Consider the following 23,287-nt stretch of genomic DNA (forward strand, 5'->3'; position numbering starts at 1 on the left):
AATTAGAAATGCTCATCATGTCTTTAAAAACAATTTTGCTCAGCGTTGCGTCCCTCCTTCCTCTTCATACTGCTTTTGCACAACTACCCCAAGACTCACGACGTGCTGGTGGTATTGCCGTGATTCCACTTTCAACTGAAACCACCCAAGTCTTGTATGAACAAAAACCTGTTTTGATTACCCAACAAGGCAAGCAACGCTATGCCGTGTTGGGTATTCCCCTTGCCGCGCCGCCTTTAGGTACATTAACTTTAACCACCAATCAAAATCCTATTCAGGTTGAGGTTAAAGCCTATGCCTATGCTGAACAGCGATTAACCGTTAAAAATCAAGATTATGTCAATCCAAATCAAGATCAACTCGACCGATATGCCAAAGAAGCAAAAGAGCAAAATGATATTTACAGTTCCTTTACATCCAGCACATGGACAGAATTCCCCAATTTCATCCGACCAACAGCAGGTAAATTCAGTAATTCATTCGGTAGAAAGCGTTTTTTCAATGGTGAAGAGCGCGCACCGCATTCTGGTTTAGATATTCCAGCACCTGTGGGACAAAATGTTATCGCACCTGCTGACGGTGTCGTGGTGCAAACTGGCAACTATTTCTTTAATGGTAATACAGTACTGATTGATCATGGTCAAGGCTTGATCAGTATGTTCTGTCATTTGAGTAAAATTAATGTGGTGAAAGGACAGCAGATTCATCAAGGGGAAACATTAGGATTAGTTGGTAAAACAGGTCGCGTCACTGGACCACACCTACATTGGGGAATGAGCCTGAATAATGCGCGGGTAGACCCACAATTATTTCTAAAATAAAAAGAAAAGCTTATAAAAAAATGACCTATAAAAATAGGTCATTTTTTAGTAAAACTTAATAATTTTAACTTTTAAGCAGCTTCAATAATTTCAAAATCGTGGGTAATTTCAACACCGCCATCGGCAAGCATTTTACTTGCTGAACAATATTTTTCAGCAGAAAGCTCAACTGCTTTCTCAACTTGTTTGGTTTTTACCGCTTTGCCAGTGACAATGAAGTGCAAATGGATTTTAGTGAATACCGCAGGAATTGTATCAGCCCTTTCTGCTTTCAGCTGACATACAACATCCGTCACATCTTGGCGAGATTTCTTTAAAATGGTCACAATATCAAACGAAGCACACCCACCAAGTCCCATTAAAATCAATTCCATAGGACGTGGACCACGGTTTTCACCGCCATATTCAGCAGAACCATCCATCACTACTGTGTGACCACTTTCTGATTTTGCCTCAAAAGCAACATTCTCTAACCAATGTACACTTGTTTGCATTGCAACTACCCGAAAAACGTTATAAATTTACTCTGTTCTTGTACACTAACATAAAATGAGTTGATAAGGAATTTCATCTCTTCTGTGTAGAAAAGGCTCTTACAAGAGTCTGTGCGATCGGTTTTATCCAAATTCGGAAATTTTAAGCATGACTTCAAATTTTTCACAACTTAGCACTGATGCTTTGTCTCCAGGTCAACTACCTGAATCAGTTAAAGCTTTGCTAAAACGTGCTCATATTAACAGATACCCTAAACGCACCACGATTGTTGACGCTGGAACGGAATCAAAATCACTGTATTTAATATTAAAAGGTTCAGTGTCAATTATTTTACGCGAAGACGACGAGCGAGAAATCGTTGTTGCCTACTTAAACCCAGGTGATTTCTTTGGCGAAATGGGGCTTTTTGAAAAGAACCCTCAACGTACCGCAGAAGTACGCACTCGTGATGTCTGTGAAATTGCAGAAATTTCGTATGACAATTTCCATGAGTTAAGCAAACAATACCCAGATTTAAGTTACGCTGTGTTTGCTCAACTGGTTCGTCGTCTGAAAAACACAACACGTAAAGTCACTGATCTGGCCTTTATTGATGTATCTGGTCGTATTGCACGTTGTTTAATTGATTTATCGGCTCAGCCAGAGGCAATGATTTTACCAAATGGCCGTCAGATTCGTATTACACGCCAAGAAATTGGTCGTATCGTGGGTTGTTCTCGTGAAATGGTGGGACGTGTCCTCAAAACACTTGAAGATCAAGGTATGATTCAAACTGATGGTAAAGCAATCTTAATTTTTGATGCTTCTTTAGAGGAAAATACTTTTTCTGAAGATGAGTATGATGACGAGGATTAATCTGATTTAAGATCGGATTGACTCAAGCCAGTGTTCATCACTGGCTTTCATTTTTTTACACAGAATAAGCCTTGCTGATTACATAATTACAATGATTATAGAGGTATTCAGAATATTAACTGTGCTCAACATTTTCTATAATCCACCCTGATCACGACTATATTCATAAGATACTGATTTGGAGAGAATAAGTATGAAGAAATTAGCTTTGAGCCTTTGTGCTGTGACCGTAATGACAATTTCTGGCTGCGCATCTTTCGCAGACATGGCTGGTGCCGATAGCGCAACGTTAAATGCCCAATCCGCACAAGGTTTCGCTAAAATGACACAAGAAGCGCGTGCCAAAAATCAGTTGGATAGCAGTTCAAGTACTTATCAACGTATCAATACTGTATTTAATCGCTTAAAACCTTATGCAGATCAAATGAACCAGACTGGCCAACGCTTTCAATGGCAACTTGCGGTCCTTAAATCTGATACCGTCAATGCTTATGTAGCACCAGGTGGTAAAGTTGTTTTCTATACAGGTATTGTGAACAAATTAAACCTAACCAATGATGAAATTGCTGCGGTAATGGGACATGAAATGACCCATGCACTCGAAGAACATGCAAAAAGCAAAATTGGTGCACAGGCTTTAACCAATCTTGCGATTGGTATTGGTAAATCATACGCAGGTAGCAGCATTGGTGATCTAGGTAGCGCTGCAATCGATTTAGGCAGTCAAGTGGGTATCGGCTTACCGTACTCGCGCAATCTGGAAAGTCGTGCTGATTACGGCGGTTTAATGCTAATGGCGAAAGCAGGTTATAACCCGAATGCAGCAATCAACCTATGGGAAAAAATGAATCGTCTTGATGGTGCTGGTGGTGGTTCGTTCTTATCGACTCACCCATCGAATACGCAACGTATCAGTGACATGCGTAAAAACTTGCCAGCTGCTTTAGCGGTTTATAACCAACGCCGTTAATGCATACTGCCCTTAAACGCTCAAATGTGTTTAGGGGCTTTTTGCATTTGTGTAATTGAATCAAATACGCTGTAAACGCAAATGCAACATATGCGTTGCAATGGTATGACGGATATGATCGGATCGGGCTTGAAAATAGCGCTCACTCAAACCATCTCCAGATAAGTCCTCAATGACTTGATAGCCCATTTGCGCAACTGTTTGATGCAATGTTTTTGGTCTAAATTGCCCTTTTAATGGTTCTTTTAAAAAGCGGGTAAATTGCGATACAAACAAAGTTCCCAAACGTTCTATACCCTCTAGCTCTCGATAATCAATCGAATAGTCCAACACCACTTCACTTCCCTGCGCAGCAATCTGAGCAATGCTTGCCAAAGTATTTAAAGTCGTTTCAGGTTCAAGGTAATGGGTGGTTCCCAACCAAGAGAAAAAAGCCGCTTGATCCCGTTTAATTGAACTGCGTGCCAAAGCATCAGCAATCGACTCTTTTTCAAAATCAATCGCAACAAACTCAACATTGGCAGGAAGCTCGCCAAATTGGCGTAGCTTGCTTTGTTTTGCCGCTTGGGTATCAGGATGGTCGACTTCGTAAATTTTGAGTTGTGGATGTTGTTGCGCTTGTCTCAGAGTAAATGAATCTAATCCCGCACCCACCAATACATATTGTGTAACGCCTCGTTCAATCGCTGCATGGAGTTGATCTTCTGCATAACGTGAACGCCCAACCACCTGCCCAGTCAGTAAACCGAAACTGCGGTTAAAGATTGATGAATTCATGATTTTCACGGTCAATGGCGTACTTAATAAAGCCTTCCAGCCTTGACTAGTCAACTCAAAGGCAAAAGGGTCCGAAAAAACTGGATTTTCTGCATTTTGAAAATGATTGGCACGCAATGCTGCCGCTGCTTCAGCCGTTCGGCTTGATTGTCCTTCTTTCATCGTTATTTTCCCCGTATTTCTATCTATCATGCAAAAAATAAGCAGCAAATTCCATCACGAGATAAAATTTACTGCTTTTGATAATTAAGCTAAAAATCAGTTGGTTTTTTCAGTCTGATAGGTCACTTGGTAATCATTCAAATCCATACGTTTTAAACGTTGTTTTAACTTTTTCAACGACCAAGGCCAAGCAGCAAAGTTACGACCATTGGCATCTAAATAATAACTCTTACAACCACCTGCATTAAACACAGTGGTTTTTAGATGTTTCTGTACCAACTCATTATGCTGTTTAATCACTTCAGGTTTGATGTTCAACTTGGCAATGCCTTTGTCTCTGATTTTGAGTAGGCCATCCACAATATAGTCGAGTTGCGCTTCTGCCAAACCAATAAAAGAGTCGTACACCAATACATTTGGCCCTAAGACCAAAAATGCGTTCGGCACATTTTCAATGCTGGTACCCAAATAAGCTTCTGGTGAACTGCTTTTCCAAAGATCATTGAGAATCTGACCTTTTTCATTAGTCACACGCTTACCAATTGGCGGATGCGATACTTCAAAACCTGTCCCCCAAATAATCACATCGACTTCGTGACGTTCACCATTCGCCGATACTACGGTATTGCCTTCTACTTTCACCAAGCCGTGCGGAATCAACTTGGTATTCGGCTGCTGTAAAGCAGGATAGTAGTTGTTTGCAAATAAAAGTCGTTTACAACCAATGGTAAAGTTCGGGGTTACGTTTTTACGTAATTCAGGATCTTCAATCTGGAAGCGTAAAATCAGTTTGGCTAACTCACCCACTGGTTTTAACACTGCTGGATTTCGTAAACCAAAGTTAATCGCATTCAGTGACTGGGCAACTGTTTGACGCCACGTTTTTTGGATCAATGGAAACTTCTCAATCAGTGCTTTGCTGACATCACCCAAGTCAGTATCAGGTTTCGGAACCACCCAAGGCGCTGTACGTTGATAGACATAGAGCTCTTTTGCCAATGGTTGAATCTGCGGCACGAACTGAATCGCAGAAGCACCCGTCCCAATCACCGCAATCCGCTTGCCAGTTAGATCGTAATCATGATTCCATTTCGCCGAATGGAACATTTCTCCCTTAAAGGTCTCTAGACCTTCAAGTTTAGGAATTTGTGCTTCGGTAATTGGCCCTGTGGCAAAAATGGTGGTACGTGCCAAAAATTGCCCTTTATTGGTGTCCATTACCCATAAATTACGTTCATTGTCCCATGCCGCATTGAGCAACTCAGTACCAAACTCTATTTTTGAGCTCACCCCAAAATCTTGGCTGACTTCTTCTAAATAGCTCAGAATTTCAGGTTGGCGAGCGAATAAATGACTCCATTTTGCACTTGGTGCAAATGAGTATGAATACAGCGCCGAGGGAACATCACAGCCACAACCTGGGTAAGTATTTTCACGCCAAGTCCCCCCCACCCGTGTCGCTTTTTCAATAATCTTGTAGTTGCTATAACCCACTTGATCAAGACGAATTGCGGTCGCAATACCTGAAATACCAGCACCCACAATAAAGGTGTCATAGATATGTTGTGGTAGTGCCTTTCCTTCAGCTGAGTTTAATTTTTTTGCTTGAGCTGTCATTTAAAAATATCCTTTCTTCATTCAACTGAAATATGCAGATTGCCTGTGCAGGTTTCGCTTATTTCAATGCTTAAAATTGTGTCTTCAATTAGGGTTACTTCATGAATCGGTATGAGGTTCCTAAGAATTTGGCATATAAATTTGGTGCAGTACGTTTCATTAACCAGAATAACTTGGCATCGATTTGTGGAATGGTATAAAGCTCACCTTTATCCAAACGATCCAAAGTCAATTTTGCGACCTTGTCACTGGTGGTAAACGCCAAATTGGTTAAGGCATAATCTAAAAGCCCTTTATGCGGGACTTTGCCATTTTTAATGATGTTGGTCGGTACTAACGTTGGACACAACACATTCACTTTGATGTTATGTTTTCTCAGTTCAGCCGAAAGTGTTTCGGACAAGGCACGAACACCTGCTTTAGAGACGTTATAGACGGTCATTTCTGGTGCTGCAGTATACGATGCAGCGGAAGCCACATTGATAATTGCACCTTGACCGAGCTGTTTAAACTTCGGTACAAAAGCGCGGCAGCCGTGGATGACACCCCATAAATTAATATTCATGCACCAATGCCAATCTTCAGAAGACATTTCATCAAACTTGCCTCCAAGACCGATCCCAGCATTATTAATCACCAATGTAACTGGGTTCTGCATCAATTGCTGGGCCTGCTCAGCCAACTGGTTAACTTGCTCTTCTTTGGCCACATCACATTGCACAGCAAAAGCTTTGGCACCAAGTGCCTCAACTAAACCGACCGTTTCTTTTGCTGCATCAAGGTTAATGTCCGAACACACAACTGTGCCGCCACGTTTTGCCAGTTCAAGCGCAAAACTACGACCAATCCCGCTTCCTGCACCCGTCACCACAGCAAATGCTTTTTGGCTTGGCTTGGATTTTTTCCCAAATAATTTCATGTTTATATTCCAGCAATCTTATATTTATAGCGACCCAGTTATGCAGAGACTGCACGTACCGGTGGTACAAACTCTTTAAGGAAATACGGGCTTAATAAACCAGTTTCAGGGTTTAATAAACGCTCTTTGTAATAGGCCATATACGCAGTGGTATCATGGTCATTGGGATGAAAGCTTGGACGCAGATATTCCAAAATATGCATAAAGCTGCTGCCAAATACGCCACGCTCGCTGCCAAATAACAACGCAGTACTTTCCACAATATCTTTCATATATCGAGGATTAATTAGATTGCTCGGCTTACGTACAAACGGCATCAGATAACCACCCAATGACACTCCACCAAGAATCGTTAAGCTTGCCAACAGAAAGCCTGTTATTCTGAGCCAGTAATTGCCTGAAAGTTCGAGGAAGACATCATAGGCAATGTCTTTATGCTCTGATTCTTCCAACATGTGCCACATCCACATGGCGCGCTGTCGTTCATCTTGCGAACCCAGTAAATAGTCTTCATGTTGCATCATAAATTCAGCAAGTACAGCGGTATAATGTTCAATGCCTGCCATCAATGAAAGCTGTAACGATTGTGGAAGTTTATAAATCCCATATTCGAAAACTTTACCCGCAATTGCGCGAAGTAGCTCAACGGGATAGCCATTTTCCTTCAGCACTTCATCATTAAACTGGTTATGGATTTTTGAATGAATCGCCTCTTGCCCAATCAGTGATGTGAGTCTTTGTTTTAAAATCGGGTCTTCAATAAAATCACGATGATGACGTGCTGTTTCAATCACCACATCTTCACCGAAGGTTAAGAAGATAGATAAAGCATGAAAATAGGAGGTTGCGAGTTCTTTATTTAAAAAGAACTTTTCGTCCAATTCTGCTGGATTAAACTTGAAATCAAAATGACGAATTGGAATCGGTGATTTACTCGCAAGATTCTGAACGATCCCTTGATACTTGGTACTGAGTTTGTCTGAAAAGACATTGCGAAGAACTTGAGCGACCATATCTTGATCCCCTAAAATGGCTTTACTACTAAAAAGGCTTAGCCAATTTGTATATTTCTACATACAGCGACTGGATAAGATTGTTTGCATAGTGCATGACGACAATATAGGCAACAAGAACCAAACTGCTCATCACACGCTGAGCTTTTTTGCCAACTCAGCGCGTAATAACAGATATACTGTGCATACATCATTCAGTATTAAGCGGCTTGTACCTTTGGTGTAAATTCCTTCACAAAGAATGGATATAAGGCGCCGCCTTCTGATAGAAGTTTCTTTTCGTAATATTCAAAATATGCAGATGCATCATGATCATTCGGATGGAAATCGGTACGTAAATAATCAAAAATACGACCTTGGGTACTACCAAATACACCATCCTTCGGACTAAAGATCAGCTTGACACCACGACGTGCATCTTTCCAGAATTTCGAAGTCAGCATTTCTTGTGGTTTACGTAAGATTGGCACCATGGTTGCCGAAAATGGAATCAATCCCAAAATGGTGAAATAGGCAAGCAAGAAACCTGAGATACGTAATGCATAGTTACCATTCAGTGTTTGATAGACATCATAAGCTACATCTTTATGCTCAGATTCTTCCAACATGTGCCACATCCACAACGCACGTGTTTTCGCATCATCCGAGAAATAGAAATTCTGCTCATGTGCCATCATGTACTCTGCTAAAACAGCAGTGAAATGCTCAATACCAGCCATCAATGATAGTTTAAGCGGTTGCGGAAATTTTAAGAAAATATGCTCAAAAAATTGTTCGCCCAAGAAGCGATAGAGTTTCACTGGATAATCAAGTTCAACAATCGCATCGTTAAACTCATTGTGTAATTTTGAATGAATTGCTTCTTGACCAATCAATGAGGTTACACGTTGTTTTAAAATTGGATCTTTGAGTTGATCGCGGTGGTGACGTGCAGTTTCAATCACCAGATCTTCACCATAAGTTAAGAACACAGAAAGTGTTGCAAAGAAAATCGTGGCAAACTGATTATTCATATAAAATGATAAATCAACTTGTTTGCCTTCAAATCCGATGGCCAAATGACGAATAGGAATCGTTTTTTTACTTGCAAAATCAATTTGCTCAGTTATTGGGTTAGATTTAAATAGACTTAAACCTTTCTTTAATGTGTTGCTAATCATGGCTACACCTACCTACTCACTTGAGCGTCTTTTGCCCTTTTACATGCGTTGCATTTGGTTCATCTCTTTTCATAGCATCGATCGCATCTGATCTACGAAAAAACATTCGGGAGATTTTTATGAACCAGTTCCTCTTCTAGACCCACTGTAAACCGATCTTATGTTCGGATTCAATTCGGGTAATTTCCGCAGATATTTTGAGCTTTATGACATCGCAGCAAGGAAAGTTTGTTGGTTTAAAAATCTGTGGCAGCATTTCATTTTATTAGTTTTTAATGATAAATATCAAATATATAAATTAATTATAATAGTGAAAAATATCTACACATAATTAAATAGTCTTCCTAAAAATAGAAAATATTACAAATAAAATTGCAATATGACAAAGTTAGTAACTTTATTTGTTCGGATTAATTTACAGCTACTTTCTTCGCTTTCATTGACATGTTAATCTGACGTTATGTTCGGATTTTAACAATATGACTTTATGGCGACACGTAAACCACGTCAGTCACGATCTAAAGTGACCGTAGACACGATTATTGAAGCGGGCTTTATTGCGGTTGCCACCAACGGGACCAGTGGCACCACCACTCGGCATATTGCAGATATTGCTGGGGTCAGTGTTGGCTCTTTATATGAGTATTTTAAAAATAAAGAAGAGATCTATGACGCAATGGCAAAAACCTTCGTCAAAGAAGTCTTGGATATGGTGAAAGAACTGACGCCGATTATGATCGAGCAAGAACTAGAACCGTTATTTGAAATGATTTTTTATACTTTCCGTGATTTACTGACCCGTGATGATGATCGTTATCTGATATGCCTGCGCTATGCAACTGAACTGAAATACGAAAAATATATAGGACAAATTGAAATGGCACTGATGGAGGTGTTGATGAAATACATGATCCGCCATCCTAGATACTTAAAAGTCAATAATCTCAGCGTTACCGCCTATATCAGTATCAACAGCAGTATCTTCAATGTTGCCCGTCATTTGATCTTACCGAATCCTCAAATCAGCTTTGATGAAATGGTAAAAGGTTTAAGTACCATGATTATTAGCTATATTGAAGCCGAATTAGCCAGAGCAGAGCCTTAAAAAAGCCAGCTTACGCTGGCTGAATAATCTTAAAAGGGTCTTGCACCCGCTAGACTGACTCGTTTCAATAAACGACGCTGCTCAGCAGGAAAAGCGGTACGTGAGTGCAAGGTCAACTGATTATCCCAATACACAATATCGCCAATTTCCCATTGATGCTCATAGCGATACTGTGGTTGTACAATATGCGCTCTTAAACGTTCAATCAAAGCTGAGCCTTTCTGATCATCATAGCCAACCACTTCTACCTCTGTCTGCGCATCTAAATAAATACCACGTCGACCACTTTCAGAATGGGTACGCACCAATGGATGCGGAAAAGCAGAACCTAAGGTCGGTTGATCTGAGAAGCGGTATTTGGGAATGGGACTCTTGTCTTTAAGACGCAAGAAAGGGTTATAGGTGATCAGTTGTAAACCATCAATTTCGTCTTTGGTTGCTTGATCAAGATCTTCATAGGCCTGTACCGTATTGTACCAGCTGGTTGCTCCACCATCTTTAGGAATTTCAATCGCATAAAGTAAAGAGCCGCTAGACGGTTGTGGTGTCCAGTGATGGTCACTATGCGGTGTCAATTCACCATGCCCAGTATAATCCCCCTCACCAACGGCATTGGATACAGGCACAATGTCTGGTGGAACATGCGTATCATGATTTGTTGCCAATACAGGGACATCTGTGGGCGGACGGAAGATTCCGCCAAAATAGCTGGCAAAAGCAAGTAGGTCATGATCTTCTAGGTCTTGTGACTTGAACACAAGAATTAAATGCTCATGCAATGCTTTTTTGAGCTTCAAAATCACTTCCGAGCTTTGTGGCTGACTGGCATCTAGTCCTGTCACGATCGCGCCCAAAGCCCCTTTGATCGGTGTAATTTGTACGGTGTCCAAGCTATGTTTTTTATATTCATGCCAACGTGGTGCGCTTTCGATCGCGGCTGAGAGTTGTGTGAGTACGGTCATTATCGTTCCTATCCATCATTGATTATTTTAAAAGCATTGAGCTTTATTCAATCTTCCCCAATCACTATATATACAGTGATTGATTTAAATATATGTAAACGACTAAATTTAAGAAGCAATATTTTTATATTAATTTAGTCATTTTTATGATTATAAAATCAGTTCACTTGGATTTACCAAGCAAACTGAAATTGATTAAATTCTTTTGTGGGAGGAATAATTAAATGATCATCATCCACATGACTAAAATCAGTCAAAATATCATTTCGAATGGCAGACAGTCGCACATCCTCCCGTACCCGTGGATGCGCCAAGTTAACGGGAACAATCCGCTTGATTCGGCCTGGATTCGGTTGCATGACCACTACACGATCACCAAGAAATACCGCCTCCTCAACATCATGTGTCACGATAATCATGGTAATTTTTTCAGCCTGCCAAATCCGTTGTAGCTCCTTTTGCAAATTTGCTCGGGTAAGCGCATCTAGAGCACCAAATGGCTCATCCAGCAATAAAATCTTAGGTCGATTAATCAAGCTTCTGGCAATGGCAACACGTTGGCTCATCCCACCTGAAAGCTGTGCAGGATAAGCTTGTTTAAACTTGCTTAGCCCAACCAATTCAATATGCTCATCAATGAGTTGATCCTGCTCCTTTCGTGTGAGTTGACTGTTTAATAACGCAACCCGAATATTATCCTGCACATTCAACCATGGAAATAAGCGGTGATCTTGGAACACAATTCCTCGCTCCAAACTGGTGCCATCAATCGGCTGACCATCAACCAGAATTTTTCCTTCGAATTGATCATCTAAACCAACCAGCAAACGAAGTAAAGTTGATTTTCCACAACCACTGCTGCCCACAATACTGACGAATTCCCCTGCTTGAATATTCAGTGAAACATCATCTAAAACCTTAAGTGCATGATCTTGGTACTGACCATAGGATTTATTAAGATGATTAATTTGCACTGATCCAACATTAAATGATGTCATTTTAAGCCCCCTACAATATAGGAATTAAAAATATAACAAAAACGGATTTATTATATTTATCCATCATTTACTACAGCTTTGCCAATGCAACTTCTGTTGATTTAATTAAGACAATCACTTCACTACCTAATTCCAAATTTAGATTTTTAACTGAACGGGTGGTAATCACTGAAGTAAATACCCCTGCTGGTGTTTCCACATCTACCTCAGAAACTACACTTCCTTCAATGATTTCTTTTACTACGCCACGAAACTGATTACGCACATTAATTTGAGGAATACTCATTTTTCACCACTTAATAACTATTTCAATAAATTGTGATTGTTATATTAGGCAAAGCATCAATATTTAGAACTATTATTTTTTAATATTTTTTGATTAAAAAGTTATATTTATTTTACTTCATTGATTATTATTTTTTCCGCAAAGTAATTTTAAAGCAATAAAAAGGTGAACATCTGCCACCTGATTATCGATTCTGTTTAATTTAATAATTCTTCTAACATTATATTCATCACTTTATCGTTTCCCACCAATCCATATTTGACCAATCTTGCACGCACAATGTTACGGCTAATCCCTAATAACTTTGCAGTTTGCACCTGATTACGGTGACAATACTCATAGGCAATACGAATGGTCGCCTCTTCAATCAAGCGATCCAGATTTTCATTTTTCAATGCATGTGAAGATTCAAACAGATTCAATAACGCATGCTGCAACATTTGTTTAGGTAATAAATCAGTCCGAGGAATGGTCTGGGTACTTTTTTCCAAGTCAGAAATTTGTCTTAAATTCAAACTACTGGATAAGGACGCAAAGCAAAAATCGGTGGGCTGAATCTGATGATTCTTGCAAACCAATAAAGCATGATGAATGGCGTTTTCCAGTTCACGAATATTGCCCGGATAGTTATAACTCAACAATTTCTGTATCGCACTTGGACTTAGGCTTGCAACTGGATAGCCCAAACGTTTGCAATACTGTGCAATAAAGAAGTTTGCTAGGGGTAGAATATCGCCAGGACGTTCTGCCAAGGGTGATACTTTCAGCAATGCCACGTTCAAGCGATAGAACAAATCTTCTCTAAACTTACCTGCTTGTACCGCTTCATCCAGATGCACATTGGTTGCGGCAATCACACGAACATTGAGTTTAATCGGCTTAAGTGAACCCACCCGAACAATCTCGCGTTCTTGTAACACCCTTAATAATTTGACCTGCATCGCTGGAGATAAATCACCCACCTCATCCAAGAACAAGGTGCCATGATTGGCTGCTTCGAACCATCCTGCCTTACTATTGATTGCTCCGGTAAATGCACCTTTTTCGTGTCCAAATAACTCACTTTCAGCCAGTGATTCAGTAAATGCACCACAATTTACTGCCACAAAAGGACCTCGACTACGCTGGCTCATCATATGCACTTGCCTTGCAACCAGTTCCTTACCTGTTCCGGTATTTCCAATAATCAGAACACTGGCCTCGCTCGGTGCAATCTGTTCAATACGGTCCAGCAAATCTTTTGATTTTTGATCTTCAAAAACCATGGCTGTCGCACGCTCAGTCCGCGTTAAGGTATGATTTTGTGGATAAGTAATGAATGACATGCATTTACTTCCCTATTGTTCGAAAAGAGAAGTTATCTTGCATGACTATTGGTTTAAATAGAAATCAATAATTCACCTTTGTTATTTCCATTTATTAAAATAGAAAAAATCATTCTTAATTAAATTAAAAATTATATTTTTTTTGGCTATATTCATTATATTGATTGCTATATATCTTTTTATAATCAATCTGGTTTTGTTTTAATTGTCCTTCTTCAATTAGATTATCGACCCATATTTTAAAATCACCATCTTTAAATTTAGCTGCTTCGCTTGGAATACCCCACTGAGTCCAATATTTTAACATTGCGCCATTTTCAGGACGTTTACGCTTTTGCAAAATCTGCTCGAAGCGTGCAATCACCTGATCTCTAGGCTGTTGTCTTGACCATTCAATCGCTTGAGCAATCCCTGTAACCACTTTACGGGTGGTATTGGGATGTTCTGCAATATAACGATTCGCCATGACATAACTGCCCGTGGTGAGATCACCCACCAAATCATAGTCCCGATAAAGACGGCGTACCCCACCACGTTCTATCGCTGGGCCTGCCAACGGCGCCAAATCAACATGACCACTTCGTAAAGCTTGCTCTGCGGAACCAGGCGGCAAAACCACAAGCGTGACCTGACTGATTTGTTCAGGGCTCAGTCCTCCTTTTTTTAAATAAGTCTTGAGCATGTATTCCACTTGTGCACCCAGAATATTAGTGCCTACCTTTTTGCCAATTAAGTCTTTAGCAGAATGAATCGGACTATTCTCAAGTACATAATAACCTGCAAAAGGATCATCAAAAGTGCCATATGCGGCAATCACCACAGTTCCCGGTACGCCACTGGCCACCATTTTGACGGCCGAGCCTGCAAAACTTGGACTGCTAATATCACTATCTCCCGATAATGCAGATTGAATTCCTTGTGGTCCGCCTGTAGAAACTCCCTGATAGCTCAATTTGATTGGCGCAAGATAGCCCAAGTCTTCAGCTAGCTCTAATGGCGTCACCACACCAGGTGAACCTAAATATCTAAATACTAAAGATTCAAGACCATCACTTCGTACCACTTTCGGCTCTGGTTTGCTACATCCCCACAACAGCACAGACATCACAATCACAGAACCCATTCTGCCTAGATATTTTTTCCAGTCTTGCTGATGCATCATCTTCTCCTGACTATCGTTCTATTTTCCAAGCGGTTATACGCTTTTCAATCGCAAGTAGACTATAGTTGAACAGCAAGCCAATGCTGGTAATGCTAATAATGCCAAAGAACATTTCAGGAATCTGGAAGTTATATTGTGCATAGTTAATCAGATAGCCTAAACCGGCTTTCGCCCCGACCATTTCAGCAGCAATTAACATCAACACTGAGAATGAACCTGCCAAACGCACCCCCACAAAAATCGTTGGGATCGCGGCGGGTAAAATCACTTTACGGAACAGTTGCACTGGACTCAGTCCCATGGTTCGGGCGGACTTGATCAACAGTGGGTCAACATTACGAACACCACTAATGGTATTCAATAGAATTGGCCATGTGCAGGCATAGGTCACCAATGCAATTTTCGAACTTTCACCAATCCCAAGAAAAAGAATAAACACAGGCAATAAAGCTAATGCAGCCGTATTACGGAACACTTCAAGCAATGGATTCAGAAATTCGGAAAACCGTGTGTACCAACCGATGGCTAAACCGAGTGGAATTGCAATCAGAATTGCGAAAAGAAACCCGCTGAGCGAGCGAATCAAACTGGCTTGTACATGCGTGAGTAGCTGACCATTCTGGATCAGATTCCAGCCGCTAAGTAACACAGCGGAAAAGGCTGGCAAGAAAGCAGAATCAACCAAACCAATGCGTGGCACAATTTCCCAAACAGCTAAAAATAATAAAATTGCAGCTGATCGTTTAAATGTTGTAGACAACCAAGTTAAATTTACATCAGCCCCAAAAGATTTGGTCTTTTGGGTTGAGCGAATCGATCGCTGCTGAATCGATTTTGGAAAGGTTAAGGTATCTTTTGAACTCGACATAATGACCTCTAATGTTTAATGATTGAATATTGGACTTAAGCCACCAGTTGCTTTTGTTTTTCTTGCGCTTGTGCTTTCAAGACTTCTTCGCGCAATAAGCTCCAGATTTGATGACGCAACTGGTTAAACTCGGGACTGGAACGCACATCCTCCTGATCACTTCGCAATGCAGCAGGCACTTCAATCACCTGCTTAATGCGTCCAGGGCGTGAGGTCATAATGGCAATGCGCTGCCCCAAATAGATTGCTTCATCAATGCTATGGGTAATAAAAATGATGGTCTTCTGAGTCTGTTGCCAAATTTTTACCAATTCAGCCTGTAAGGTTTCACGGGTCTGCGCATCCAGTGCTGCAAAAGGTTCATCCATCAATAAAATGTCAGGGTCATAGGCCAAACTTCTGGCAATTGCAACACGCTGCTTCATGCCACCTGAAAGCTCATTGGGATAATGATGTTCAAATTCAGCCAACCCGACCAGATTTAAAAAATACTTTGCGGTTTGATAACGCTGTTCTTTACTGACCCCCTTGGCATCCAGACCAAACTCAATATTTTGTAGCGCGGTCAACCATGGAAACAGTGCATATTGCTGAAAGACAATGCCACGATCCAACCCCGGTTTTTTAATGGCTTGTCCATCAATCAGAATTTGACCCGTGGTCGGAGTCGTCAAACCAGCCAAAAGATCCAGCAATGTTGATTTTCCGCATCCACTCGGACCAACAATGGCAACAAACTCACCCGCCTTCACGTCTAAAGACAGATTTTCAACCGCTACAAAATCTTCTGCTTGGACTTTTGCGCCTTTGACTTTTTTGGCAGCAAAAGACTTATAAACATTTTCAATTTTTAATTTTGTGCTCATTGGCTATGCTCCTTACTGTACTGACCGTCAGCTACATTTTTGTTTTCACTTGCGTAGGGATTAAACTGGTTGGTAAATAAGCTATCCGCGTTAATCTGATTAGGTTTGAACTCGCCTCTTTTTACAAATAGGTCGATCCAACGTTGGTATTGCGCAGCATTGAGCAAACCACCTTGGCTGACCACGCCATAGCTGCGCCAGTACTGCATCAATACATCGCTTTCATTGCGTTTTCTTTTTTCAATAATGCTTTTAAAGCGTGCCAAGACTTGCTCACGTGGTGTTTGCTTAGTCCATTCCACGGCTTTGGCCACACCTGTGACAAATTGCTTGACCACTTCTGGATGTTGTTGAATAAACTTCTCGGTAAAGACATAACTGCCTGCGGTAAAACTGCCATATAAATCAGTATCCGAGACCAGTTTTCTTAGACCACCGCGTTCCAAGGCCTTGTCTTGGAAAATAGAAACCAGTGCAGCAGCATCCACCTGTCCAGCACGTAAAGCTTGTTCGGTATTGGTGGGAGGCAACACTACGAATTCAACTTGATTGATTTCATCATTACTTAAACCTTGGCGAGCTAAATAGTCTTTTAAAACAAATTCATAATGTGCACCCAAAGTGTTTACTGCCACTTTTTTGCCGATCAAATCACGCGCTGAATGAATCTGACTATTATTCGGGACGTAATAGCCCACCCAGCTTTTATCATCACTCCCATACGAGGCAACCACCGCTTTGATCTTGATGCCCGCAGCAGCTAATTTGATGATTGCACCGTCAAATGCAGTTGCCACATCTACATCACCCGTGGTCAAAGCCTGTAAATCCTGAGGACCACCTTGCACACTCCCCACATATTTCAGCTTTAAGTCACCTAAATAACCCAAGTCTTCAGCCAGCTCAGGCAATGACACTACACTGGTTAAAGATTGGTAGCGGAGTTCATGTACCTGATTGGGAGGCACTTCTGAGTCCTTACTACAAGCGGCCAAAGCCAACACGATTAAACTGAAGATGCTGAGCTGACCTAGCCCTTTCAAGCGACCTCTAAAATACTGTCCAAAACTTTGTTGTTGTTTCATTTTTGTTCTCCTAAGGTCGCCAAAGCAAAATACGACGCTCAGCCCAATTAGCGAAGTAATTCCACGCTACACCAATAAAACCAATAATGATTAAGCCAAATACAATCAAGCCAACATCTAATGCAGCCCGTCCTCGAATCACGATATTGCCCAGTCCAACACCATAATTTGCCAACAGAAACTCTGCCCCGATGGTCGCCACCCAAGCGAAAATCAAACCGAGTTGTAACCCCAAAAAGATTTGCGTTGCAGCAGCAGGTAAAATCAGTTTGCTGAGCGTTTGCCAAGCATTAAATTGATAAACTTTGGCAACTTCGTATTGTTGCAACGGGATTTGTCTGACCCCATCAATGGTATGTAAGGCCACGGGATAAAAAACGGAAAGCACGATAAATAAGATTTTTGCGCTATTGCCATAATCCAAGAAGGTGGTGATCAGCGGAAGCCATGCAAACAAGGAAATCTGACGCAGCACATTAAAACTTGGCAGAAATAAATAATTGGCCCAACGGGAGACACCGACCACAATACCGAAAATAATGGCCAATACACTTCCAATCACAAAACCAGCCAAATCACGAAATAGACTTGCACCTAAACCGACCCAAAACTCTTGTTGCTGAAATTGATAAATAGCGATTTTGACTACTTCGAAAGGTGCTGGAATGAGTTTAGGATTGACCCAATTTAAGTGAGAAGCAATCGCCCACAGCAAGATGAATGCAATTGGAAGCACCAAGCCATAAAATTGCAGATGAGTTAAATTGAATGCTTGCTTCGTTCTATCCAATTTTTCAGTATTCGACATATCCTATCTCCCCTAAAATGCACGACGTTGCCAATGGCTAAACCCATGTTCAACCCACCCCAAAATGTGATCGAGGACAAAGCCAACAATGCCTATTACGATCACTGCCATAAAAATAATGTCGGGTTGAATCAGTTGTCGTCCCCACACAATCAGATAACCAATTCCTTCACTACTCGCTAACAGTTCGACAAATACTAGGGACAACCACGCTTGCATAATGCCCTGACGTAAGCCACTGACAATATTCGGTAAGGCAGAAGGTAAAATGACGCGTCGAAAAGTTTGACCCGTACTAAAGGCATATACTTTCGAGACTTCCAATAAATGTGTTGGAACATTCAATACACTGCGATAGGTCGCAACCAACACAGGTACAAATACAGCAAGCGAAATCGCCGCAATTTTTAAGCTTTCATCGATGCCTAAGAAAATCATCAGCAATGGAATCCAGCCAATCACTGGAAATTGCGCAATTAAATTAAAAGTTGGATAAATAAATCGATGCGCAATACGCGATAATCCGATGAGAAAACCCAATAACAACCCGATACTGCCGCCCACTAAAACACTCCAAGCCACCCGTTTTAAGCTAATCCATAAATTGTCTTGCAATTCATGCGTATCGATTAGTTCCAAGGTGGTTTGCCAAACCAAGGCCGGACTTGGCAAAATCTGCTCAGCTAACCATTGTTTCTGCACCGCATACTGCCAAATTGCCAATACAATCGCAGGAACAATCAATGCCAATACAATACGGGCAATCCAGAACCCAAACTGTTTTAAATAAGGGCCTAAATTGATCCGCTGCCAAGTGTGTTCATTTTCTAATGGAGTTTCGATGCTACTCATTTTATTGACCCTCTATTTCTGAATACATTTCAATTTCTACGGGCGGCGCTATAAAAACTTGGGTGAGCTGTTGAGCAAAGCCAATCAGTCCAACAAATAACACTGCTGCGATCAGGAACATCGACTGTAAGCCCCAATAATGCCCCAGCCAGCCTCCGACCATACTGCCCAACAAGGCACCCGCAGGACCCGCCATCGCAGTCAAACCCGAAACTTTTGCCATGCCTAAGCGCTCACCGACATTGGCAAACATGGTGAAATTGACAATATGCAGCATGGCGAGACCCAGCCCCAGAATCACAGCACCCACCCACAACAGTACGGAAATTTTAGGTATACCCAACATCACAGATGCCACCGCAACAAAAGCAAATCCGGTTTGATAAAAGCGTTTTATTCCCCATCGTGCCAGTAAAGTTCCCGTCGTGAATAAGGCTACGACAAAGACAGCTCCCTGTAGTGTCACTAAACTGGCCGCAATGGTTTCACTCCAACCGTAGTCTTTGATTGCAATCACAATAATGAAGAAACCGTAGTAGGCCATGACTGCATTACTGGCCATCTCAATTAAACTGGTACGGCGTAGAGTCTGGTCTTGCTTTAATAAAACTAACTGCTTGGCAATCACGCTAATATTCAAAGCTTCCTGCTGCTGAGTGCTGTTGCTATTGGATGAGTTTCTGTCAAAAGCCAGAGGTGCAAACAAGACGGGCAATAAAAACAGAACCGCGATCCACCCAAAGGCGCCTGAGAAACCAGAACCATTTACCAAGCTCACTGCCATTAAAGGACCAACCAGAAAAAAACCCATCATATGTGTGCCTCTAAACCATCCCGCCTTAGCAGCACCAATACTTTTTAAATGCTGCATATACACCGTGTTGAGCGAAACAAACCGCATTGGCATGCATAACCCAACCAAAAATGTAGCGAAAATCAGATACCAAACCGTTGGATAAAATGGCACGGTGACATACACCACAGCCGCGCAAAAACTTCCTAGCGCAAACATTTTCTTTGGCCCATACCGTTGTACTAAAAGTCCGATTGGCAATCCGAAAAGTAAAATACCAAGACTCTGTACTGCAGCAATCAAGCCCATTTCAAACTCATTGGCTTGTAACTGTACGGCATATAAAGAGCTTACAATTTTTGCAATCCCAATCCCTAAACCTGCACATAAGGCCAAGCCAATAAAGCCGAAGACAAAGCGCAATTGACCCAATTCAAGCTGAGCAACCGATTCCTGACGCATAACTGCATCCCTAAACATGCTAAATAAATAAACCAACTGGCTAAAGGCTTCAGCCCTTAGCTCAGTACAGAGATGAATTTATGAATTACTTTTTACGGTTGCCATTGACATCAAATTTTGGCCAGAAATTTTCCAGTTTCAGTTCTTGAATTGCCGTATTGAGATATTTCGGTTCAATCCAGGAATCCACATCCACTGGACGGCGAATCAGTTTGTAATCAATCGATTGCTGGACTGATTTCTTCAAAGAGTTCACAGCATAATCATCAAAGTATGGTGAATTACGATCTTTCAGCGTGTAATCATCCCAGTCTTTTTTATAGTCAAGATAAGGCACGCCACTTTGCGCCCATAACTTGTACTGTGTATCACGATTCTTTTCATCCGAGCTCCACACGTTATCCTTAATAAATGTGGTCACTACACGCTGTACAATTTGTGGATATTTCTTCTCGAAGTCTTCGCTGACCCACGCCACCAATGGCCCATTCAGGTTCGGGTCTTTACGTACTTCTAAAATTCGTTTTGCCACACCACGGGCTTCTAATGTCCAAGGACTGGTGATTAAACCATCAATATCACCTGTAGACAGTGAGGTTTGAGCTGAATAAAAGTCCTGACTAATCACACGGAAATCTTTTTCAGTGAAACCATATTTACGCAATAAACGACCAAGGATGAGCTGTTGGTTGGTGCCCTTAAATACAGAAATGGTTTTACCTTTTAAATCTGCTAGACTTTTCGCACTGGAATCAGATGGCACTGCAAAATAAACTGGACCAAAGCGCCCTGTCACAAACAGCAGCTTGGATTTCAATCCTGTCGAGCGTCCAACAATTGAAGGTAAATCACCATGGCCAATACCAAAATCGACCTTTTTATTGGCTAAGGCTTCATTCAATGCAGGCCCTGCACCTGGAAAAAATGACCATTTCACCTTAATGCCATCTTTGGCAAATTCTTTTTCCAAAATGCCACGTAAGTTGGCGCTTGCATAAGCACTTCCACCTACTTTTGGTTTTCCACCGACTCCAGCACCAGGCACTCCTAGTCGAATCTCAGTGGGATTGCTTTCAGCAAAAACCGAGAAACTGGTGGCAACCAGCACACCTGCTGCTGCACTAATCAATAAATGTTTAGTAAAAAGTTTCATTGTGTCATTACTCATATTCAAAAATTAAAAGGTGTATTGGAATTGCGCTTGCACTTCGGAGAAGTCTTTTTGCGCTGCTGTCTCGTGGTCATAACTCCAGCGATTCAGTCCTAATTGGAATTTGGTGGTTTGCGCGAAGAAGAAATTTAGGCCCAAGGTATGAATATCGACTTTGCCAAGTCCATGCCCTGCAATACCGATCACATCTGCGCCTTTATTTGGGTTATAGCTATCATAGCGATAGAAGCTCTGAATCGATTTCGGCCAGAAATCATCAAACTTGGCGACCGATTTCACACTGTTATAAAATTGATCACCAAAGGTATAAAACAGGGTTGCAGTATGCCCTTCAGCCTTAACTTCAGCGGTTGAGCCTGTCGCAGTGGCATAATCACTAAGTCCTTTGACATATTCATAAGTCACGCCAAACGGTGCATGGTTATAGTAAATATCGAAGCCCAGACGATCATTGCGACCATTACCATCAAGGACATTCGTCCCCGCGATTACATTCTTGCTGCCTTTGAGATAAGAGGCTCCAAATTTCAGCTCACGGAACCAACTGGCATAATCAACAGGTAAGGTAAATGCGACCCGTCCGATATAATCCTTCTTATCATTGTCATCGACTTTATTGGTACCATTGCCATTGACCACACCGAGTGCATATTCAAATAACGGTGCTCGATAGTTTGATGAATAATCAACAAATGGTTTGACATCACCACGAACTATCAGACCTGTCTGGCGATTGAATAAGCCCAATTGTGCAAGCCCTGTAGCAACATTAATCGTTGGACGTAAATCCTCAGGGGATTGTGGATCTAGACCAAATGGAATCAGTTGCTGACCAAAGGTTACATTCAACCGAGGAACTTCTGGTCCGCCATTGGTTGAAGTAAAGTTATAGCGTAAAAAAGCATCTGCCAGATTCAGGTCACTGGCACTGCCTGCTGCCCCAACACGTTTGCCATAACTAAAAGAAAGTTGGTAATCGAGATTTTTCCCTTCCTTATAGTCTTTGTATAAATTTCCTCTGACCCCAAATAAAGCAGTTGGTACATCAAAAGTATTACGACGTGGTGTCACTGGTGCTGGATTGCCAGAAGCTGTATCTTGACTCTGTGCCTGTGCCCGAACTTGAACGGTTCCATATAAAGTCGCATCTCGTGTCGACTTCACCGAGGTCCGCTCATATTGACGAGACTGATCATATTTGTAGTTTTCCAGATCACTTCGGAAACCCGCTAACTCACTTTGGGTGGCAAAGCTATGTTCCGTATTTTCGTCCTGAGCATCGGCCGATGCATCGTCTTGAGCTGCAAGTTGTGCTGTCTCGCTCGCCTCCGTTGAAGCTTGCTTCTTTTGCTTTAATGCATTGACCTGCTGCTGTAGAGCGGTCAATTGCGCCTGTAATTGCGCTAATGTGGTATCAATATCTTCTGCTGCCTGAGCTGTGCCGCTTCCCAAAAGTGTTGCCATGCTCAAAGCAATCGATAAAGAGAGATAATGTTTTTTCACCAATAAAACCCCTAAAACTAAAATCATAAAATTTGAGTCAAAAAATCCTGTGTGTGACTGAATAAGCAATCACACCGAAAAAAATCCCAACGAAATAAATTAGAAAATGAGAGAGAAATTAACTTTCCATACAACAACGCAATATCATTACCCTGAACTCCTAAGCCTTAGCCAAAATCAATTGATGATTCATATACAATGGTATTTGCAAGCGTCATGCCAAAATATAAATAATTGTTTTATAACAATATT

General features: G+C 41.4%; 23 protein-coding genes. 4 read left to right on the forward strand and 19 right to left on the reverse strand.

Annotation, left to right across the window (positions count from 1 at the left end; genetic code table 11):
- Positions 1–17: 17 nt before the first annotated feature.
- The gene (locus F993_RS10420; RefSeq protein ID WP_004654098.1) at positions 18–821 is read left to right on the forward strand and encodes a M23 family metallopeptidase; all 804 of its coding nucleotides are present in this window, start codon (positions 18–20) and stop codon (positions 819–821) included.
- A 71-nt stretch (positions 822–892) separates the two neighbouring features.
- Here the strand turns inward: F993_RS10420 and F993_RS10415 are convergent, their stop codons facing one another.
- Positions 893–1,315, reverse strand: a complete 423-nt coding sequence (locus F993_RS10415; RefSeq protein ID WP_004654100.1) for an OsmC family protein — start codon at positions 1,313–1,315, stop codon at positions 893–895.
- A 148-nt stretch (positions 1,316–1,463) separates the two neighbouring features.
- Here F993_RS10415 and crp point away from each other — a divergent pair, with 148 nt between their 5' ends.
- On the forward strand, positions 1,464–2,171 hold the full coding sequence (crp, locus tag F993_RS10410; protein ID WP_004654102.1) for a cAMP-activated global transcriptional regulator CRP: 708 nt from the start codon (positions 1,464–1,466) through the stop codon (positions 2,169–2,171).
- Between the two features lie 193 nt (positions 2,172–2,364).
- A complete protein-coding gene (locus tag F993_RS10405; RefSeq protein WP_004654104.1) occupies positions 2,365–3,141 on the forward strand; it encodes a M48 family metallopeptidase in 777 nt (258 codons plus the stop codon).
- A gap of 60 nt (positions 3,142–3,201) precedes the next feature.
- Here the strand turns inward: F993_RS10405 and F993_RS10400 are convergent, their stop codons facing one another.
- The 5 genes from F993_RS10400 to F993_RS10380 all read right to left on the reverse strand — a co-directional run bounded on the left by F993_RS10400 (position 3,202) and on the right by F993_RS10380 (position 8,789).
- Complete coding sequence (locus F993_RS10400; protein ID WP_004654106.1) at positions 3,202–4,080, reverse strand: class I SAM-dependent methyltransferase; 879 nt, start codon at positions 4,078–4,080, stop codon at positions 3,202–3,204.
- A gap of 96 nt (positions 4,081–4,176) precedes the next feature.
- Entirely contained in the window at positions 4,177–5,697 is a 1,521-nt protein-coding gene (locus F993_RS10395; protein ID WP_004654108.1) for a flavin-containing monooxygenase, read from the reverse strand.
- 94 nt (positions 5,698–5,791) lie between these two features.
- Positions 5,792–6,616, reverse strand: coding sequence for an SDR family NAD(P)-dependent oxidoreductase (locus tag F993_RS10390; protein WP_004654111.1), 825 nt, complete (start codon positions 6,614–6,616; stop codon positions 5,792–5,794).
- A gap of 38 nt (positions 6,617–6,654) precedes the next feature.
- Entirely contained in the window at positions 6,655–7,629 is a 975-nt protein-coding gene (locus F993_RS10385; RefSeq protein ID WP_004654113.1) for a metal-dependent hydrolase, read from the reverse strand.
- A gap of 200 nt (positions 7,630–7,829) precedes the next feature.
- Positions 7,830–8,789 (reverse strand): metal-dependent hydrolase, encoded by a 960-nt coding sequence (locus F993_RS10380; RefSeq protein ID WP_004654115.1) that lies wholly within the window; start codon positions 8,787–8,789, stop codon positions 7,830–7,832.
- Positions 8,790–9,276: 487 nt separating this feature from the next.
- Here F993_RS10380 and F993_RS10375 point away from each other — a divergent pair, with 487 nt between their 5' ends.
- Complete coding sequence (locus F993_RS10375; RefSeq protein WP_004654117.1) at positions 9,277–9,894, forward strand: TetR/AcrR family transcriptional regulator; 618 nt, start codon at positions 9,277–9,279, stop codon at positions 9,892–9,894.
- 29 nt (positions 9,895–9,923) lie between these two features.
- On the opposite strand, the gene F993_RS10370 is transcribed toward F993_RS10375, so the two are convergent.
- The 13 genes from F993_RS10370 to F993_RS10310 all read right to left on the reverse strand — a co-directional run bounded on the left by F993_RS10370 (position 9,924) and on the right by F993_RS10310 (position 23,062).
- A complete protein-coding gene (locus tag F993_RS10370) occupies positions 9,924–10,856 on the reverse strand; it encodes a TauD/TfdA dioxygenase family protein (RefSeq protein WP_004654118.1) in 933 nt (310 codons plus the stop codon).
- A 173-nt stretch (positions 10,857–11,029) separates the two neighbouring features.
- Positions 11,030–11,854 carry an ABC transporter ATP-binding protein gene (locus F993_RS10365; protein WP_004654119.1) on the reverse strand — a complete coding sequence of 275 codons (825 nt, stop codon included), beginning with the start codon at positions 11,852–11,854 and terminating at the stop codon, positions 11,030–11,032.
- A 70-nt stretch (positions 11,855–11,924) separates the two neighbouring features.
- A complete protein-coding gene (locus F993_RS10360; protein WP_004654121.1) occupies positions 11,925–12,140 on the reverse strand; it encodes a TOBE domain-containing protein in 216 nt (71 codons plus the stop codon).
- Between the two features lie 197 nt (positions 12,141–12,337).
- Positions 12,338–13,465, reverse strand: coding sequence for a sigma-54 interaction domain-containing protein (locus F993_RS10355; protein WP_004654123.1), 1,128 nt, complete (start codon positions 13,463–13,465; stop codon positions 12,338–12,340).
- Between the two features lie 124 nt (positions 13,466–13,589).
- Entirely contained in the window at positions 13,590–14,624 is a 1,035-nt protein-coding gene (locus tag F993_RS10350) for an ABC transporter substrate-binding protein (RefSeq protein WP_004654125.1), read from the reverse strand.
- 13 nt (positions 14,625–14,637) lie between these two features.
- Positions 14,638–15,495 (reverse strand): ABC transporter permease, encoded by an 858-nt coding sequence (locus tag F993_RS10345; protein WP_004654127.1) that lies wholly within the window; start codon positions 15,493–15,495, stop codon positions 14,638–14,640.
- 35 nt (positions 15,496–15,530) lie between these two features.
- Positions 15,531–16,361 (reverse strand): ABC transporter ATP-binding protein, encoded by an 831-nt coding sequence (locus F993_RS10340; protein WP_004654129.1) that lies wholly within the window; start codon positions 16,359–16,361, stop codon positions 15,531–15,533.
- Positions 16,358–17,446 carry an ABC transporter substrate-binding protein gene (locus tag F993_RS10335; protein ID WP_004654131.1) on the reverse strand — a complete coding sequence of 363 codons (1,089 nt, stop codon included), beginning with the start codon at positions 17,444–17,446 and terminating at the stop codon, positions 16,358–16,360. Before F993_RS10335 ends, F993_RS10340 begins: the two co-directional genes overlap by 4 nt.
- A 10-nt stretch (positions 17,447–17,456) precedes the next feature.
- Positions 17,457–18,254, reverse strand: coding sequence for an ABC transporter permease (locus F993_RS10330; RefSeq protein ID WP_004654133.1), 798 nt, complete (start codon positions 18,252–18,254; stop codon positions 17,457–17,459).
- Between the two features lie 12 nt (positions 18,255–18,266).
- A complete protein-coding gene (locus F993_RS10325) occupies positions 18,267–19,106 on the reverse strand; it encodes an ABC transporter permease (RefSeq protein ID WP_004654135.1) in 840 nt (279 codons plus the stop codon).
- Position 19,107: 1 nt separating this feature from the next.
- Positions 19,108–20,361 (reverse strand): MFS transporter, encoded by a 1,254-nt coding sequence (locus tag F993_RS10320; protein WP_004654136.1) that lies wholly within the window; start codon positions 20,359–20,361, stop codon positions 19,108–19,110.
- An 85-nt stretch (positions 20,362–20,446) separates the two neighbouring features.
- Positions 20,447–21,514 (reverse strand): ABC transporter substrate-binding protein, encoded by a 1,068-nt coding sequence (locus F993_RS10315; RefSeq protein WP_004654138.1) that lies wholly within the window; start codon positions 21,512–21,514, stop codon positions 20,447–20,449.
- 24 nt (positions 21,515–21,538) lie between these two features.
- Positions 21,539–23,062 (reverse strand): porin family protein, encoded by a 1,524-nt coding sequence (locus F993_RS10310; RefSeq protein WP_004654140.1) that lies wholly within the window; start codon positions 23,060–23,062, stop codon positions 21,539–21,541.
- Positions 23,063–23,287: the final 225 nt, after the last annotated feature.

This window comes from Acinetobacter proteolyticus, from assembly GCF_000367945.1.
GTDB classification, from domain to species: domain Bacteria; phylum Pseudomonadota; class Gammaproteobacteria; order Pseudomonadales; family Moraxellaceae; genus Acinetobacter; species Acinetobacter proteolyticus.

Excerpts from the sequence above, each read along its gene's own strand:
- F993_RS10370 (WP_004654118.1), bottom strand. The coding sequence starts at position 10,856 with ATGACCGTACTCACACAACTCTCAGCCGCGATCGAAAGCGCACCACGT.
- F993_RS10355 (WP_004654123.1), bottom strand. The coding sequence starts at position 13,465 with ATGTCATTCATTACTTATCCACAAAATCATACCTTAACGCGGACTGAG.
- F993_RS10375 (WP_004654117.1), top strand. The coding sequence starts at position 9,277 with ATGGCGACACGTAAACCACGTCAGTCACGATCTAAAGTGACCGTAGAC.
- F993_RS10345 (WP_004654127.1), bottom strand. The coding sequence starts at position 15,495 with ATGTCGAGTTCAAAAGATACCTTAACCTTTCCAAAATCGATTCAGCAG.
- F993_RS10365 (WP_004654119.1), bottom strand. The coding sequence starts at position 11,854 with ATGACATCATTTAATGTTGGATCAGTGCAAATTAATCATCTTAATAAA.
- F993_RS10385 (WP_004654113.1), bottom strand. The coding sequence starts at position 7,629 with ATGGTCGCTCAAGTTCTTCGCAATGTCTTTTCAGACAAACTCAGTACC.
- F993_RS10325 (WP_004654135.1), bottom strand. The coding sequence starts at position 19,106 with ATGAGTAGCATCGAAACTCCATTAGAAAATGAACACACTTGGCAGCGG.
- F993_RS10320 (WP_004654136.1), bottom strand. The coding sequence starts at position 20,361 with ATGCGTCAGGAATCGGTTGCTCAGCTTGAATTGGGTCAATTGCGCTTT.
- F993_RS10340 (WP_004654129.1), bottom strand. The coding sequence starts at position 16,361 with ATGAGCACAAAATTAAAAATTGAAAATGTTTATAAGTCTTTTGCTGCC.
- F993_RS10350 (WP_004654125.1), bottom strand. The coding sequence starts at position 14,624 with ATGCATCAGCAAGACTGGAAAAAATATCTAGGCAGAATGGGTTCTGTG.
- F993_RS10330 (WP_004654133.1), bottom strand. The coding sequence starts at position 18,254 with ATGTCGAATACTGAAAAATTGGATAGAACGAAGCAAGCATTCAATTTA.
- F993_RS10395 (WP_004654108.1), bottom strand. The coding sequence starts at position 5,697 with ATGACAGCTCAAGCAAAAAAATTAAACTCAGCTGAAGGAAAGGCACTA.
- crp (WP_004654102.1), top strand. The coding sequence starts at position 1,464 with ATGACTTCAAATTTTTCACAACTTAGCACTGATGCTTTGTCTCCAGGT.
- F993_RS10400 (WP_004654106.1), bottom strand. The coding sequence starts at position 4,080 with ATGAAAGAAGGACAATCAAGCCGAACGGCTGAAGCAGCGGCAGCATTG.
- F993_RS10360 (WP_004654121.1), bottom strand. The coding sequence starts at position 12,140 with ATGAGTATTCCTCAAATTAATGTGCGTAATCAGTTTCGTGGCGTAGTA.
- F993_RS10405 (WP_004654104.1), top strand. The coding sequence starts at position 2,365 with ATGAAGAAATTAGCTTTGAGCCTTTGTGCTGTGACCGTAATGACAATT.
- F993_RS10390 (WP_004654111.1), bottom strand. The coding sequence starts at position 6,616 with ATGAAATTATTTGGGAAAAAATCCAAGCCAAGCCAAAAAGCATTTGCT.
- F993_RS10335 (WP_004654131.1), bottom strand. The coding sequence starts at position 17,446 with ATGAAACAACAACAAAGTTTTGGACAGTATTTTAGAGGTCGCTTGAAA.
- F993_RS10380 (WP_004654115.1), bottom strand. The coding sequence starts at position 8,789 with ATGATTAGCAACACATTAAAGAAAGGTTTAAGTCTATTTAAATCTAAC.
- F993_RS10420 (WP_004654098.1), top strand. The coding sequence starts at position 18 with ATGTCTTTAAAAACAATTTTGCTCAGCGTTGCGTCCCTCCTTCCTCTT.
- F993_RS10415 (WP_004654100.1), bottom strand. The coding sequence starts at position 1,315 with ATGCAAACAAGTGTACATTGGTTAGAGAATGTTGCTTTTGAGGCAAAA.
- F993_RS10315 (WP_004654138.1), bottom strand. The coding sequence starts at position 21,514 with ATGAAACTTTTTACTAAACATTTATTGATTAGTGCAGCAGCAGGTGTG.
- F993_RS10310 (WP_004654140.1), bottom strand. The coding sequence starts at position 23,062 with ATGATTTTAGTTTTAGGGGTTTTATTGGTGAAAAAACATTATCTCTCT.